Source organism: Clostridium sp. YIM B02555 (assembly GCF_022320955.1).
GTDB classification, from domain to species: Bacteria; Bacillota; Clostridia; order Clostridiales; family Clostridiaceae; genus Clostridium; species Clostridium saccharoperbutylacetonicum.
In genome coordinates this window covers 228,817-246,701 of sequence record NZ_JAKJJY010000006.1, presented here as the reverse complement: position 1 = coordinate 246,701, position 17,885 = coordinate 228,817, and the positions used below count along the sequence as shown (strand labels likewise).

The window sequence follows — 17,885 nt, the reverse complement described above, 5'->3', positions numbered from 1 at the left end:
ATTTTTTTACATATGGTATTATTTCACTTTTAAAGTCTCTATTTTAGATACTTCCAGTATTATGCAATGTGTGTTATTATGTGTGTTATTTAGTTCAAATCAAATAACACTCTTTGCTATGTGTTTTATTTTTAAAAATCACAAAGGTATTTAATTTTTTCACTACTTAGTTCTACTTAAACATAATATCTTTTTCAATTTCACTCTCACTTATTTCTACCTTATATAAAAAAGAAAATTAAAATAGTGCAAGCTCCAGATTTCCTCTGGAACTTGCACTATATAATTTAAGAAAATTCAAAGAATTTTCATCCTACCTATAACTGTGAACTGTTAACTGCCTAAAGTTCTTCTCCATTACTTTCAATAACTTTCTTATACCAGAAGAAGCTCTTCTTTCTAGCTCTGCTCATGTCTCCATTTCCATCATTATCTTTATTTACATAAATGAAGCCATATCTCTTTTTCATTTCCCCTGTTGATGCACTTACTAAATCTATACATCCCCAAGGAGTGTATCCAATTAATTCAACTCCATCATTTACAGCTTCCTTCATTTCTTCAATATGTGCTCTTAAATAGTCAATTCTATAATCATCATTAATTGAGCCATCTGCTTCAACTTCATCCACAGCACCTAAACCATTTTCCACAACCATTAATGGAATTTGATATCTGTTGTAGATATTATTTAATGTCCATCTTAAACCCTTAGGATCAATTTGCCATCCCCAGTCACTTGCTTTAAGATATGGATTCTTTACACCACCTAATATGTTTCCTGAAGTCTTTTCTAATTCCGGATCTGAACTTACACAGTTTGACATATAGTAACTAAATGTATAGAAATCCACACATCCTTCTTTTAATGTTTCTTCATCATTTTCTTCCATCTTAATTTCAATGTTATTATCTCTGAAAAATCTCTTTGCAAATCCTGGGTATGCACCTCTTACTTGTACATCAGAACATAAGAAATTATTTAAATTATCTTTTTCTTGATTCAAAAATACATCTTCTGGATTACAAGTATAAGGATATGATGCCATATATGCAATCATACAACCTATTTTAAAATCTTTATTAATTTCATGCCCTAATTTAACAGCTTTCGCACTTGCTATAAATTGATGATGAAGTGCTTGGAATCTTATCTGTTTGCTATCTTGAGTTTCTTTATCAAATGCAAGTTCACCACCATCATTTAATAAAATTCCTCCACCCATAAACGAACCAAAAGGCATAGTTAAACAGTTTATTTCATTAAATGTAAGCCAATATTTTACCACATCTTTATATCTATTAAATATTGTTTCACAATATCTAACATAGCAATCAATTACTTCTCTGCTAGCCCATCCATTATATTTCTTAGTCAATCCAAATGGAGTTTCGTAATGAGAAATTGTAACTAATGGTTCAATATTATATTTTCTTAATTCTGCAAATACATCATCGTAAAATTTTAGCCCTTCTTCATTTGGAGTCATATCATCACCATTTGGGAAAATTCTGCTCCAATTTATAGACATTCTAAAAGTCTTAAAGCCCATTTCACCAAATAGTTTTATATCTTCTTTATAATGATGATAAAAATCTATTGCTTCGTGGCTTGGATAATAAGTTCCTTCTTCTAATTCCGGTGTTATTCTTCTTGGAGTTGTATGAGTACCTCCTGTCATAACATCAGCAGTACTAAGACCTTTTCCACCTTCTCTATATCCACCTTCAAATTGGTTAGCAGCTGTAGCTCCTCCCCATAAAAAATTCTTTGGTAATCCTTGAAATTTATTATTTAACATTTTTATACCCACTTTCTTCAGTTTACAGTTTACAATTTACAGTTAACTGTATAAGTTTATTTGTGAAGTGACCTTAATTGCAGAAAAGTTCACTGTTATGGCAAAGCCACTCTTTTCAGATGTGCATAGCTGCTCTTTTTATAGGTGTAAAATTTTATAAACAGCTTTAGCCACTCCAGAATTATAATTTGCATCTGTTATATATTTTGCTATTTCTTTTATCTCAGGAATTGCATTTTCCATAGCAAAGGATATAGGAAATTCAGTAAACATTGAATAGTCGTTAAACCCATCTCCAATTACAACAACTTCCTCTTTTTTTACTCTCTTTTTATCTGAAATCTTAGACAATATAGTTCCTTTTTGAGCTTCTATGTGATTTATTTCTAAATTAATTGCAATACTTGATGCAATTGCAAGCCCATCTATGTTTTTAAGCTCTTCTTTTAATTTTAAAATCTTATCTTCACATTCACCATAGGACTCAATTTTTCCTATTTTAATATCTTTACTTAAAAATTCATCTATATTATCAATATACTTTAAAATCGGAAAATGATGCTCTTCTTTTGCTCTCTTAAGAATTTCTTCATGATTTGTAACTTCTGGATTAAAATATTGGACCCTAAGTACACTTCCTTTTAAAGATTCTTCTTTAGTATTAATAGTATATAATCCTTTATCCGTGTATATCTCAACATTAAGTCCATTTCTTTTTATTACCTCTAAAATGTCCTTAAGCTTACCTTGGTCCATATAAATTCCTTCTAATACATTTCCATCTTTATCTCTATATTCTGCACCATTTAGCACTATGCATTCACACTTTAAATTATACCTATCAAGAAATGGCTTAATATCTTCATACATTCTTCCACTTGCAATTACGAACTGTACTCCCATTTCTTCTGCTTTTCTTATAGCCTTTAAATTTTCTTCAGGTATATCATTATTTCTTCCAAGTAAGGTTCCATCCATATCTGATACAATGAATTTTATCATAATTTATTATTTATTTTTCTCTAGGGTTTCTATTTTTTCAGCAAATTGTGGCAAGTGTTTTTTATGTGCAAGTAACATTTCATCTAATAAATCTTTGGCAATTTGTCCACTTGGAACTAATGGATTTATTGTAAATGCGTGAAGAGCCTTATTATAATTTCCTGTAACTGCTGCTGAAATTGTTGTTTCTTCCATTCCCTTCATTATTTGAACCATTCCTCTTGGTGCTGGATCAAATTTTCCCCAATTTAAAGGTTGAGGTCCATTTGCTGTTATTATACTTGATACTTCTACAATAGAATCATATGGCAAATCACTTATTGCACCATTATTTTTTGTACTAACTACCATAGTCGTCTTCTTATCGTTGAATATTGAAGCAATTAATTCACAAGCAGCATCACTATAATGAGTTCCACCTCTCTTAGTTAATTGTTCAGGTTTATAATCTAATTTAGGGTCTTTGTATAATTCAAATAATTCTGCTTCAGTTCTCTTTACGACTTCTGCTCTAGTTTCACCTTTTTTGAATTCTTCAAGTTCGTCTTTTAACATGTCATCTGTAATATAATAATATCTGTGATATGGGCATGGTAATATTCCTAAATCTTGAACTTGCTCATAATTAAATTTAATGTCTTTTATATTAGCAACGCCTGAATCCTTTTTAGGTTTCTTCTTTTGTGCTGGATCATATAATTTTCCTATTAATTCTTCTGTTCTTTCATTTCCTTCTTTATCCCATACTCTATGCCAATGGAAGTGATTTAATCCTGCAAATTTAAAAGTTAATTCTTCTAGCGGAACATCTAAGGTTTCACTAGCAATAAACATACAATTTATTGGAACATTACATAAACCAACAGTTCTATCCCATCCACCATATTTTATAGCAGCCTCTGTTACCATACCTGATGGATTTGTGAAGTTAACTAACCATGCATTTGGACATAATTCTCTCATGTCATCTATTATGTCTAATATTACTGGAATTGTTCTAAATGCTTTAAACATTCCACCAGCACCATTAGTTTCTTGTCCAATTATTCCATGACTTAAAGGAACTCTTTCATCTTTAATTCTCGCATCTAAAAGACCTACTCTAAATTGAGTAGATACAAAATCTGCTCCCTTAAGAGCTTTTCTTCTATCTAAAGTTAAATTAACCTTCCAATCAAGGCCTGCTGCTTTAACCATTCTTTGAGCCATAGCACCAACTATCTCTAATTTTTCTTTTCCTTCTTCAATATCAACAAGCCAAATTTCTTTAATTGGTAGTTCATCTTTTCTTTTTATAAAACCTTCAATTAATTCAGGAGTGTAACTTGAGCCACCACCAATAGTAACTATTTTGATTTTTTTCTTTTTCATAATTCAACCTCCACTTTGGCAGTTTACAGTTTACAGGGCACAATTTACGATTGAGGTTAAAAACCTTCAACTGTAAACTGTAAATTGTAAACTGTGAACTGATATTTTTACTGCTTTTTCTTGACATAAATATATCACAAAATTCAGATAATTAGTTCATTATTGAAGTTTTAGTGACACATGCTGATTTTTAGTTATTTGTTTTTTTCTGAAACAAGTTGTTTTATGCTTTTTGTATTATAATAAAAAAGTCCTAAAACCTTTATTAGGATTTTAAGACTTTCTAAGTATTTAAATGCAAATTTTATTTCTTTTGACTAAACAACCAATTAATAGCCTCTTGATTATTAAATGCTGGTACCCAAGCAAAATGATTATATGCAACATTTTTATCTACTGGCACTCCAGCTTTAAGCATATCTTCAGTTGAGTATTCTGTAAATTTAATATTGCTGCCTAACTCTTTTAGTCTATATACTAATGTTTTTGTTCCTATAATATTATTGTTATATTTATATTGATCTTTTTGTCCATACATTGGAACTATAGGATCATTTGTTGCATGAAATGCCCAAATTGGTAAATTTTTAACTTTATCCATTAACGCTATATCTCCTTGTCCACATACAGGCATAGCTGCTGTAAAAAAGTCAGGATAAGTAGTAATTAATCCCCAGCTTCCCATTGCTCCCATTGAACATCCTGCAACATAAATACGAGATTGATCTATATTAGGATATTCTTTCTCCAAACCTTTTATAATTTCAATTAAAGCTGGTTTCACTTTTTCTTCATTCCAACCTAATTTTCCTGTAGTTGCCACATTAACCTTTAATTCAGCAGGCAATTGAGGTGCTACAACATAAGCCTTGTGAATAGCTTGTTGTGCATCAGAAGCAAAGCCTGTCACCATATCATTCGCTACTAATTGTGCTTCATTATCGCTTCCAATTTCTCCACCACCATGAAGGACTAAAACTAATGGAGCTTTTTCAGTGGTTTTAGGCACAAATAGTCGATAATTCAAAGTTTGAGTTGTATAACTTCCTTGATATGTTCTTTTTAAAAACTTATCTGCATCTCCTAAATCAAATTTAATATTATCCTTGTTAAAATTAAGCTTAGAATTAGCATCACATACTATATTAAATTTTTGATTGTATGCAAATGCATCAAAACTTAAAGTAATCTTATTTCCTTCTATTTTTATATCTTTAACTGCCTGTTTAGATATTTGAGTAGCTCCATTAACTACAGTTGGAAATTCTATATGGAAATCAGAAGCTTTGAAATTATAATTTGATGCATCTTTAACTGTTATTTGAATTGATTTAACTTGATTTCCAAAATCACTTGTTGGAGCTGATGCTTCTATTTTTTCAATTTGATTATTAAGAGCAGTTCCAGCTGAATCTAAAGCTTTAGCTGCAGTTGAAAATGATAAAATTGCACACACTGTCAACATACTTACAAGTGGTTTTATAAATTTATTCATTTAAAGTTCCCCCTACATTTTTAAAATTATATATGGCTTTATTATTATAAAAGTAGTTCAAATTGTATATATGTAACCTTTTAAATAAACCCAATATATCTAAGTGATTTACAAAGATATATTAGGTTTATTATATATTATTTATTTTGTAATTTTATCTATTATTGTGCTGCTTGCTCATTCTTAACATTGATAGCATCTTGCTTCTTGAAGAATGGTAAGTAAATAAAGAATGATATTGCCATAATTACAATTTGTAATAATGCTGTTCTCCATCCACCTAATATGAATCCTGAGATTACTGGTGGAGTTGTCCATGGAACCATTACTCCTGTGAATAGTGGAACCATTCCTGTGGAAATTGCTAAATAAGTAAGTAAACTTGTTACCATTGGACTAATAATAAATGGTATTGCCATAAATGGATTCATTACTATTGGTGTACCAAATGTAACTGGTTCATTAATATTGAAACATCCTGGTACTATAGCTAATTTACCTAATTCTTTACTTTGTGCTGATTTACCAAAGATAATCATACATAATACAAGTCCTATTGTCACACCTGCGCCTGTCATACTAACAAAGTTATCTAAGAATTGTTGTGTTACTATATGACCACCATTTGCTATTGTAAGTTCTTTTCCACTTTGAATTATAGCTTGATTTTCTAATGTATTCGAAGTTAATATTCCTGTCATGATACCACCCACGATTGTTGAACCATGAACTCCAAACCACCATAAGAATGGGATTAAGAATGACATTACTAAAACTCCACCTAAAGAATCTGAAATACCTTGTAATGGTGTTTGAATCACTTTATAGATTAATTCAATAAATGTTGTATTCATTCCATATTTAAGTACTGCATATAAAACTGTTGCACCTGTGATTATAACAGCTGCTGGTATTAATGCTGCAAATGAATTTGCAACCCCTTGTGGAACACCTGCTGGCATCTTAATTGTAATTTTCTTAGCCATAAACCATGAATAAATTGCTCCAACAAGTAAACCAATGATGATAGCTGTAACCATACCTTTTCCACCAATAAAATCTTTATTGATAACATTTCCTACTGTTACCCCTTCAGGAGTTGTAACAGAAGCATTCATTGTTAACAAAAATACTACAAGTGCTATGATTCCTGATGATAAAGGTTCATGTCCATCGTTTTTAGCATATGTATATGCTATACCAACAACTGCAATAAGTGCTATTATAGCGAAACTAGAACCATAAGCTTGTAATAAAGGTTCTGTCCATCCCGCTCCCATCATACTAGCCATCCAATCATTAAAAGGCTTATATGGAATTTGTGCTAATAATAGGAATATTGATCCTACCATGATTATTGGCAACGTATACAAGATACCGTCTTTTAATGCTACAATACCTTTTAAGCCAACGAATTTCATAATTACTGGTATTACTTTTTCATTTAAAGTGCTTCCAAATGATGACATAATAATTCCTCCTTAAAATTAAATATAAGATGATAAATATAAAACCGTGATATTAATATATAAATAATAATAAACATTTTGAATTTATTATTATCTTATTTAAAGCTGCATCCGCCTATGTAATTGTATACATTTGACAATCAACAAATAACATAGCCATATACAAACTAAATAATAAGCTTTTATTATTTTGTGATATTTCCATCTAGCTAATGACTAAACGGAAATATCATCAAATCGCACAAATTTATTTTCCAGCTAATTTTAATGCAAAATCCAATACTTTTTGTCCATTCATCATTCCATAATCAACCATTGGTATAACGTCTACTGGAATTCCTAATGGTTCACAGATCTTTTTAGCCTTTGCTAATGTGTACCCAACTTGTGGTCCTAATAGAGCAACCTGTACATTATTTAAATGCTTATCCATTTGTCCTTCTGGGAAAGCCTCTATATCCACTTCTATTCCTTTAGCCTTAGCTGCATCTTTCATCTTATTAACCAAAAGGCTTGTTGACATTCCTGCTGCGCAAAATAATCTAATTGTTATCATAATCTTTTCCTCCTGAAATATAAAATTATTTAATGAAATTTATTACTTAATTAAAGTATTTACAATTTTTCTTAGTTCTATTATTTGTTCTATCAAATTTTTTTCTGTTATTGCTGTCATAAGGTGATCTTGTGCATGCACAAACAACACTGACATATCTATCTTTTCACCATTTGCTTCTTTATGAAGAAACATCGTTTGACCATCATGAGCTTTAGCTAATGCATCATTGGCTAATTCCATTTCTTTATCAGCTTCCTCATAATTCCCTTCATTTACATTGTTAAGAGCCATATAAGCGTGATTTTTGCAATCTCCAGCATTAATTATTATATTCATAATTGCCATTTCCATTTCTTCCATAGTTAACTCCTCACTTTGCTTCTATATTTTTTTAATTTATTCAAACATCATTTTGTTTTATTTATCTTATGCATATATATAAAGCAATAACCGTGCCAAGTTTTTAATAATCAAAAAAATTTTTCAACTTTTTACAATCCCAGTGTTTTAAACGTTTTCGTGTCTTTCGACAATTATTGTAAAGGTTTTAATGTGTTTTATTTTTCATAAAAAGTATCGAAACACATTGTTAATGTGTTTTATTTATAGATATCCAATTTAAAAGTTTAACTTATAAATGGAATATACATGCATCATTAAGAAATTATAATCGTAACACTACACTAGAAATTAGATACATATTTGTGCAAGCGGCATATGAAATTAAGCTGTGATGGTTGTTAGTGGAAGGTTGTTCCATTTTCTGCTTGTCATAAATTTATTTTAGGAACATGCAGAAATGGGTGCAACCTTCCACTTAGAACCTATCCAGCGAAAATTTCATTAGTCCGCTGTAATAAATATGTGTTTAATTTCGGTAAGTTCCGCATATGTCTAATTCTCGCTTTGGATATCTTTATAAAAAAATTGATAAGTTATTCGTGTACTTTAAAAAGTCCTTCACTTACAACTTATCAATTAATTTAAATTCTTGGATTAAAAAAATTCATCAAACAACATATTTCTTCTTCTGAAGCATTTATTGAATACTTAGTATTAATTGGCATAAATGCATTTTTAACTATTTTATATAAATTCAAATTATCTTTAATATATTTATCTTTTCCTTCGAATTCAATTATAGTCTTTTTTTCAATAGACATATCTATCATAGCAGCTATATGCAAGGTTATCCCAATAAGAATATTAGTACTTATATTAGTCTTCAATTCTTCTTCAATATTCTTAATAAATTTCTTTATATGTTTTAATACAGTTCTTCCATCACTGTTTTCTAGAGTATTTTCTAGAGTATCCTCCATTTTTAAATATGTTTCCTCAACATCAATAATTTTCTGCATACCACTAGTGCTTTGCCCATCTATTATTTGATCTAACATAAATTGAGGACTCTGCACCTCTAATTCAAAAGGACTTACAAAACAAATAATTTCATATTTTATACTTAGTTTTTCAATTCTTTCATAGATGCTTTCTTTTCCAACAAGATTTATTGGAACAATGTCGAGCAATTTTTTATCAAAAGTCAGATTACGTTCTAATAATTTCTTAAGTGTTTTAGCACCACCTTCACCAGTCGTACATACAGTAACTATCGCCAATCTCTTTTCTTCTTTTTCTTGTTTATGCTCCAAGGCATTTTCTTCATATAAACTGTTAACTTCAAGGGTTTCTCTATAAATTTCATCTAACGAATACCCCATCATAGACTTTCTAGTTGCCTCTAACGCATGCAGAGTACTAACAAGTGGTATTGTTCTTGTTTTTATATTAAATGTATTTTCTATTTCTTGTCCAAAGGTTGTTAAAGACCCCATATCCACCAAAAATAATATATCAGATTTAATTTCATTTTTTTTTATATAATCTATAGTCTTTCCTAGTATGTTTTCTGGTTTTTCTTCTATAGGCGCATTAATTCCAACAACATTCTTTGTACCAAGAAGACTATTCACTGCATCTGCCATTGAAGTTGCTGTGCTTACTCCATGTGCAATTACAATTACTAAAACATCATTTTGCTTATATTTTAAGCTTCCATAATTGTAACTTAAAAACATAGCAATAAAACCGGCTTCATCAATTGGCATATTTACATCTATAGCCCGATCTATTATCTTTAGAGCATCGACAGCAACATTGAATTCTTTTCTATGTTCTTCTCTTATACTGCTTAATTTAGGATTTACTATTTTTTTATTTCTTCTTATTCTATCAATTGAATTACTGATATGGACTGCTAATCCATAGTTTATTTTTTTATCTAGATTGATTTCTAATTCCTCTTCACAAAAATGAATAACTTCTTCTATAACATTCATAACATCTTTTTCTATAATGTTTTTAATATTAGACATATCAACCTTGCTAATATACTTTTTAAAATAATCTTCTATATCTCTTTCAATTTCCTCTTCGAGTTTTACCCCTTTAATTCCTCTTGCCTTAAGTTCATTTGTTCTTAAGTCTAACATTTCATAAATATTATCATCAGTTGCATTTTCTTCAAATATTTCTCTATCTTCATCTTTATCAAAAATAAAATATCTTTTATTTATATCAATTAATTTATTCCACAACTGTCTATGTTCTACTTCCTTATACAATCCTTCTCTAATATACGAAGGCAAATCTAAACTATTTATTTTTATAGCATCTTTCTTATTCGAAAGAAAATCAGCATATGCTTTAGCACAAGCAAGCTGAATATCTGATTTTAGTTGTCCTATATTATTCTCACAATTATAAGATAAGAATGCCTTTATGGAATTAATGGACACTGTAATACTTCTCCCAAGTCTTCCAGATTCCTCAAGCAAAAATTGTTTTATAAGATTAAATCTTTCTTCCATACCTCTATTTCGTAAAGCAGGTATAGTTATAACCATCGGTATTCTTCTAGTGAAAGTTTTAAGCAAAGCAGCATTTGGATCTTCAGTTGTTGCTGTTATTATAAGAACATTTGCACTTCTTTCACTATCTGTTTCTCCTAGTCTTCTATAAACTCCCCTATCCATAAATGTAAAAAACATTTCTTGTCCTTCAGCGGGTAACCTATGCACTTCATCTAAAAATAAAATTCCTCCATCTGCCTTTTCAATAAGACCTACCTTATCAAAATCCGCACCTGTATAAGCTCCTTTTTTTACCCCAAACAATTGTCCTAACAATAATTGGGGATTGTTTGCATAATCTGCACAATTAAATGTAATAAATGGACTTTCTTCGGACTTCACTTTCATTTCAATTGCATATTTATAAATTAACCCTGCGAAAGTTGACTTACCAACACCAGTTTCCCCTAGCAGCAAAATATTCATCCCATTCGGTGGATATAGTATAGCTGCTTTAGCCTGCTCTACCGCTGAATATAAACTAGGATTAACTTCCGAAAATTTATTTATAACTGATATATCAGGGGGAACGTTTTCTTCATCCACAGCCATAAATAACGTTGGCTTTCCTTTTGATTTAATTGCTTTTCCTTCACTCACCAATTTATTTAAATCATTACTTGCATTTGCTCTGCTAATGTTTAATTCTTCTGCAATCTCCGATGCTGAAATTCCACTTGAATCCAAGTCCTTTTTTTCTTTAAGTTTCATTAGAATCAAATCAATTCTCTTCATCAACTAGTTACCCCCTTTTGACACTATTTTCTGTCATATATATTTGCAATTATTAATGGTGAATACTCAATATTCAATCAACAACTAATCTGGATATTTCTTTATCCCCTATCAAACCTTAACTATTAAAAAATAGAATGTTAATTGCAATATACCCCATTAACATATAAATCTTACCTTAATTATACAACCTTATGTATTTAAAACTCATTATTTAATTTATATAGTAAAAACTATATCACATATTACAATTTTATTAAACAAAAAACTAGAAATATCCAAGGCACAAGCTAGAATCGAGTATTAATCTAGTGAAATTAAATATATTATAATAATAACTATTTTTAATTTCTAATATAGATATACACTCTAATCCTAGTTAATGCACTTTGATACCAAAACACAAATATTATTATTTATTAATTAATTTTCTTCAAAAATACAATAATTATCTTTACCTTTATTCTTTGCTAAATATGTTGCTTTATCGGCTTTAATATATAAATCCTGAAAATTTTCACCATGTTCTGGATACTTTGCAATTCCTATACTACCAGATAATTTGTAATTTAAGAATTCCTTAGTAAAATTTGTCCTAAAGCCAAGCACTAACTGCTCTGCCTTCCTATAAATTAATTCTTCTGATTCTACATCTTTTAAAAACACTACAAATTCATCTCCACCTATTCTTCCAACAATAGAATTTTCACTAAAGATCTCTATTAACATGGAAGACATATTCGTTAAAACAAAATCTCCAGCTAAATGTCCCAAGTTGTCATTAATTGATTTAAAATTATCTAAGTCTATTTGAAATAATGCTCCCATACTGCCCTTACTATTATTAATATATTCTTCAATAAGTCTTTCTGTTGTTCCTTTATTGTACAAACCAGTTAAACTGTCTCTTTCTGCTTTAAATAAAAGTTCTTCATTTTCTTTCCGCTCCTTATCTATATCTATAATTATACCTATAGCTCTAGAAATATCCCCATTTTCATCAAACATAGCGGTAATTCTTATTTTATGCCAAATATACTCATCATCTATTTTCATTCTAATTTCAGTTTCTTTATAAACTTCTCCAATAACTATTTCATTTAGCATTTTCCCAAATACCTTTTTATCCTCAATATGAATATAATCTGTATCATATAGTTTCTTTGTAGCATTTTCAAAAACTTGCTTCAAATTACTTCTATTTTTCAAATTTCCATAATAATGAACAGTATCTTCCTTAACATTCCATTCAAATATTATGTTATCCGTTTGAGATGTGATTATTCTATATCTTTCTTCGCTTAATTTAAGTTTTTCTAAAGCTATTTTAGAATCATTTATATCCATTGCTACATTGTAGCTAAAGATTTTACCATCGTTATCTTTAATTATTCGCCCCTTATCAAGCACCCAAATAACACTTCCATCTTTGCGCCTTATCCTATACTCCACAGTAAATTTATCATCTTTACTTATTTGTTCGTCAATTTCTCTTTTAACACGCTCATGGTCTGCTTCATAAATTATGTCAAGTATATTTTTACCTAGTAATTTATTTAATTCACTCCTTTTATAGCCTATAATTTTTAGATATCCACTGCTCAGAAAGTCCATGTAATATTTTCCATTTATTAATATATGTCGATGAACACCTCCAGGAATATTTGAGGTTAAAGATTTCAGCTGCCTATTTTTATCTTCAATATATTTTCTATTATTCTGTACTTCATCAATCAATTCATTAAAGGCTGTTGCTATTTCACCAAATTCATCCTTCTTATTATATATAAATCTATCCTCATAATTTCCATTTTTTATTTCTCCAATTGCTTTTAATAAACTATTAATTGGCTTCGAAAATTCATTTATTGTAAATGCATTTGCACTTATAACAAGTAGAAAAATTAATATTGAAAATATACTTACTTCCTCTAAACTTTTATTAATAGGTTCTTTAAACTCAGCCAAATCAACATCACTTAACACTATCCATCCAGAGTTATTAATTTTTTTATAATATCCTATTTTTTCAATTCCATTTATAGTAAATTCTATAGTTCCTTGCGGTTTATTGTCAAATTCTATTTTTTCCCACTCCACCTGTAAATTACTTGACTTTACACTATTATTAATATTTTCTTTAAAACCACTGCTATTACTTGCTGCAGTAATTCCATTTTTATCTACTATTGTAATTTCACCACTCTTAAATAAATGTGCCCTACGAACAAGAGTATCAAAATAATTCATATTTATTACATTAACTATAAAGCCTTTATATTGGCCGTCAAAAAATATTGGACTTGCTATTATTGCACTTTTCATATAATTATTAAAATCATTTCCTTCTACAATATCTGTTATAACCAATTCACTATTTTCAAGTCTTTTCATTTCATCTTCTGACAAAGTAAAGTTTTTATAGATATTATCTGTTGCTGCAATTATTTTACCTTGCTTATTAAAAAGCATTTGCCTAATTGAAAAGGAATCTTTATTAACTACATCATTAAATTTTTTTATGTTTTCATCACTCATTACATTATTTGAATTTTCTAACAATTCTCTAACCACTAGAGAATCTGAAATAACGTTGTTATTATTTATATTTCGTTGAAAAAACGCTTCAATACTCACAGCTTGATCGTTACTAAATGTTACTATATTTTGCTTAATCAGTTCCATGCCTTTAGTCTTAAAATTTGCAATATATATACTTGTCAAAACAATTACAGGTACTATCCCCCATAATGTAGAAAAAACAATAAATTTCCTCCTTACATTCATGCTAACACCCCATTACCATATAATTAATAAATCTATATATTAATTTTAACAAATTTTGATATTTTTTTATATATTTTTATTTTTTCTACATTATTGTATCTAATATTCTTTTATTATTTATTGAATTTTAACCAAAAATATTATTCATATAATATTTTTTCAAATATTATACTATGTATAATTTAAACTATACTTAAAAATTTATTACATATGCTTTGCTATTAGCTCAATTACTAATTATCAATAAAAAAATCGCAGGCGACTGTGGAGCCGGAGATTTTTAATATTAAGTTCCGTATTGTGCTTCGCACTCTTTTTATAGGTGCGCATCTGCCTTTTCGAACGTATGTGAGAAAAATATGCACATTAGAAATGGCAGCTATGCTGCATATGATAACATTTTATGCAGGCGAATATGATTTGTTTTTTATTTTTTTCTTATACACAGCTCATTTAAATAGCCTTTTTCATATATTATCCACAGATTTTACTGCATTATAAATTCATAAAAAATAAAAAAAAGCATAAATTATGCTCAATATTTAAGACTAAGTTTTCAAATAAACTTTTCTTAATGAAATTAAGCATAAATTATGCATATTATTTTAAATATATCGTATTAATTAAACCAAATTATTCAACTTCCATAAGACTTGGAACTTCATCTGTCCCAGCTTCAGGTTGCTTTGCTACAAAATAAACTCCACCTATAACCATTAAACTGCATACGATTGTCATTATATCTATCTTTCTACCATTAATGAATACGTCAAATACAATTGACCAAACAACATATGTTATATTTAACCCCATAGCTCTAGTAGCACCAATTTTATAAATTGCATTGTAATAGAATAAATATGATACTGTTCCTGACAATGCTGTAGCTCCGATCCACCATATTACACTTGTCCTTAAGATTTCAAAACTAAGTCCAATTCCACCTACAATTGGAACTATTAGAATTCCATATACTATTGCCGAAGTCATTTGTCTTATTTGAAGTGCAAATTCAGAAGATACTTCATCATCTTTCATTCCATACGCACATATAACACATTCACTTCCCCAACCAAACACACATAACAAAGCACATAAAAATCCAACTATACTGATTCCATTCTCACTTGATGAGTATCCAATTATTGATACACCTATAATTGCAAATATTAATCCAATCCATGCTTTCTTATTCATTTTCTCTTTTAATATGAAATAAGCTAAAATAGCCCCAACTGCTGGATATAATGATGAGATTATTGCAGTATAAGATGGTCCAATAAGCTTAACTGCAAGTAAATATCCTGCCATTCCAACAGGTCCCCCCATAAGTGCCGCAAGTACAACAAATAAAGCACTTTTAGTTCTCATAGCTTTAAACAAATGACCTAATTGTCTTTTACTTGCAAGGTATATGAATGTCCATGCTGCTGAAAAAGCATCATGAAAAAATGCAGTTATAAATGGTGCTAAAAAAATTGCTCCCTCTGGTAAAAATGGGCTCATCCCAAGCACGATTGCCATTAACACGGTATCCAATCCCCAAGTGATTGCTGAGGTTACGCCACTTAATACACCGGCTTTATAATTTTTTTTCATAATGAATCTCCCCTTTTATAATTACTTGCAAAACATAAATTAATTTTATCAGACTCTGCAATTATTTTATATATATTTATTTTCTAAAATATAAATATATAAGGCCAATCAGCAAAATAATAACAAAGGTAGTAAATAACTTATTTAATATAAATTACTTACTACCTTTATCTTTTAAACATATATTATACTAATTAGCTTCTGCAAGCTTTGGAGTTTCTTTAGTTTCTTCTGAAATTTTTGCCATAAAATAAACTCCTCCCATAACCATCAAACTGCATATAATTGTTTTTAAACTTAATTGAGTTCCATTTATTAATACATCAAATATTATTGCAAAAACAGTATTTGTAGAGTTTAATCCCATTGCTTTTGTAGCCCCAATTTTATCAATTGATTGATAATAGAACAAATATGATGCTGTTCCTGCTAAAGCAACTCCTATAAGCCACCAAACTGAATTTGTTTTTAAAGCTTCCATACCTATTCCAATTCCCCCTATCATTGGAACTATTAAGACAGCATAAACAATACCTGATGTTAATTGTCTTATTTGAAGTGCAGATTCTGCTGAAACTTCATCATCCTTCATTCCAATTGCACATATAACAGATTCACTTCCCCATCCTACTGCACACACTATAGCCCATATAATTCCAATCATACTAACTTCAGATCCATCTGGTGAATATCCAATTAAAAATATTCCTATAATTGCAACAATTAATCCTGCCCATCCCTTTTTACCTATTTTCTCCTTTAATATTAAGTATGCTAAAACTCCTCCAATTGCAGGATATAATGATGTTATAATTGCTGTATAAGATGCTCCTATATATTTAATTGACATTACATATCCTGTCATACCAATTGGACCACCCATAATTGCTGCTAATGCAACTACCAATCCGCTCTTAGTTTTCATAGCTTTAACTAATGGTGATAATTTTCCTTTTATTGCAAGATATATAAATGTCCATATTGCAGAAAATACATCATGAAAACATGCTGCTATGATTGGTGCCACAAGTACCGCACCTTCAGATGAGAATGGACTCATAGCAAGTATTAATGCCACTAAAACAGTATCTATCCCCCAAGTTACTGCCGAACCTATTCCGGTAAACACACCAATCTTATAGTCATTTTTATTATTTTCCATTAAAAATCCCCCTTAATCATTCATTTATAGTTTATACATTAATATTTTTCATATACCATATACGTTTATCAAGTTCATTTTCTGAACACCTTAATACTATCATTGTTCATTGTTCATTACAATATGTTCAGAAAAAATATTTAAAATTTTCATATATTTTTATAATTTTATAGAAATTTTATGTTCTTTTTACTTTTTTTGGTGTATAATTAAACTATCAATTGTTAGTTTAAAAATAATAAATAATTATAAGTAGTATTATTGTTATTTTTTTAAACTCTATATAACTTTTTCTAACATTAGTGTTTAAAATATATTATTAAAAAATATTAAAACAATACATATATTAAAATTACTATTCTCTAAGGAGTTTTTATGAATACTCGAGACAAAATTATCTATGAAGCATTAAACCTCTTTTCAACAAAGGGCTTTGATGCAATATCTGTAAGAGATATCGCTAAAGCAGTTGGTATCAAAGCAAGTTCTCTTTATAATCATTTTAAAAATAAGCAAGATATTTTAGATACTATAATAAGTAAATATTCAGCTTATATCTCTAATTTCTTTGATCACATGATATACAATTGTTGTATTAATGAAATTGTTATTAACAAGATTAAATATTTCTCAGAGGAGTATTTTTTTAAAGACTGTATAGAGATGTTTATGTTTTATTTAAAAGATGAGTATGTTGTTAAATTTAGAAAGTTGCTTATAATAGAACAATTCAATAATTCCGAAATTGCAAATATATATAATAAAATATTTGTTGAAGATATTTTAAATTTTCATACCAAAATCTTTGAATTGCTTATGAACGAAAATGTAGTTATTAAAAAAGACCCTTATATTTTAGCTCTTCAGTTTTATTCTCCAGCTTTTCTATTATTCTATAAGGATGATAATATAACTGATAAAGAATTAACTTCATTAAAAAATCACATTGCTGAATTTAAAGATACATATGTATTGAAAGGATGATAGTT

Annotated in this window: 12 protein-coding genes; 1 reads left to right on the top strand and 11 read right to left on the bottom strand. The window is 29.0% G+C overall.

The annotated features are described in order from the left end of the window. Positions 1-341 precede the first annotated feature (341 nt). The 11 genes from L3B98_RS11430 to L3B98_RS11380 form a co-directional block, all read right to left on the bottom strand. Entirely contained in the window at positions 342-1,802 is a 1,461-nt protein-coding gene (locus L3B98_RS11430; RefSeq protein WP_238916701.1) for a 6-phospho-beta-glucosidase, read from the bottom strand. Between the two features lie 138 nt (positions 1,803-1,940). Beyond that, positions 1,941-2,804, bottom strand: coding sequence for a Cof-type HAD-IIB family hydrolase (locus L3B98_RS11425; protein ID WP_238916700.1), 864 nt, complete (start codon positions 2,802-2,804; stop codon positions 1,941-1,943). Positions 2,805-2,810: 6 nt separating this feature from the next. After that, the gene (locus L3B98_RS11420; RefSeq protein WP_238916699.1) at positions 2,811-4,175 is read right to left on the bottom strand and encodes a 6-phospho-beta-glucosidase; all 1,365 of its coding nucleotides are present in this window, start codon (positions 4,173-4,175) and stop codon (positions 2,811-2,813) included. Between the two features lie 304 nt (positions 4,176-4,479). Next, a complete protein-coding gene (locus tag L3B98_RS11415) occupies positions 4,480-5,670 on the bottom strand; it encodes a prolyl oligopeptidase family serine peptidase (RefSeq protein ID WP_238916698.1) in 1,191 nt (396 codons plus the stop codon). 161 nt (positions 5,671-5,831) lie between these two features. Continuing rightward, a complete protein-coding gene (locus L3B98_RS11410) occupies positions 5,832-7,139 on the bottom strand; it encodes a PTS sugar transporter subunit IIC (RefSeq protein ID WP_015395428.1) in 1,308 nt (435 codons plus the stop codon). Between the two features lie 247 nt (positions 7,140-7,386). After that, complete coding sequence (locus L3B98_RS11405) at positions 7,387-7,695, bottom strand: PTS sugar transporter subunit IIB (RefSeq protein WP_238916697.1); 309 nt, start codon at positions 7,693-7,695, stop codon at positions 7,387-7,389. 42 nt (positions 7,696-7,737) lie between these two features. Then, the gene (locus tag L3B98_RS11400; protein ID WP_015395430.1) at positions 7,738-8,058 is read right to left on the bottom strand and encodes a PTS lactose/cellobiose transporter subunit IIA; all 321 of its coding nucleotides are present in this window, start codon (positions 8,056-8,058) and stop codon (positions 7,738-7,740) included. A gap of 623 nt (positions 8,059-8,681) precedes the next feature. Then, entirely contained in the window at positions 8,682-11,348 is a 2,667-nt protein-coding gene (locus tag L3B98_RS11395) for a sigma-54-dependent transcriptional regulator (protein WP_015395431.1), read from the bottom strand. Between the two features lie 423 nt (positions 11,349-11,771). After that, the gene (locus tag L3B98_RS11390; RefSeq protein ID WP_238916696.1) at positions 11,772-14,135 is read right to left on the bottom strand and encodes a diguanylate cyclase; all 2,364 of its coding nucleotides are present in this window, start codon (positions 14,133-14,135) and stop codon (positions 11,772-11,774) included. A 633-nt stretch (positions 14,136-14,768) separates the two neighbouring features. Then, positions 14,769-15,734, bottom strand: a complete 966-nt coding sequence (locus L3B98_RS11385) for a DMT family transporter (RefSeq protein WP_015395433.1) — start codon at positions 15,732-15,734, stop codon at positions 14,769-14,771. 190 nt (positions 15,735-15,924) lie between these two features. Next, the gene (locus tag L3B98_RS11380) at positions 15,925-16,896 is read right to left on the bottom strand and encodes a DMT family transporter (protein WP_015395434.1); all 972 of its coding nucleotides are present in this window, start codon (positions 16,894-16,896) and stop codon (positions 15,925-15,927) included. Between the two features lie 375 nt (positions 16,897-17,271). On the opposite strand from L3B98_RS11380, the gene L3B98_RS11375 reads away from it, so the two are divergent. Further along, the gene (locus L3B98_RS11375) at positions 17,272-17,880 is read left to right on the top strand and encodes a TetR/AcrR family transcriptional regulator (protein WP_238916695.1); all 609 of its coding nucleotides are present in this window, start codon (positions 17,272-17,274) and stop codon (positions 17,878-17,880) included. Positions 17,881-17,885: the final 5 nt, after the last annotated feature.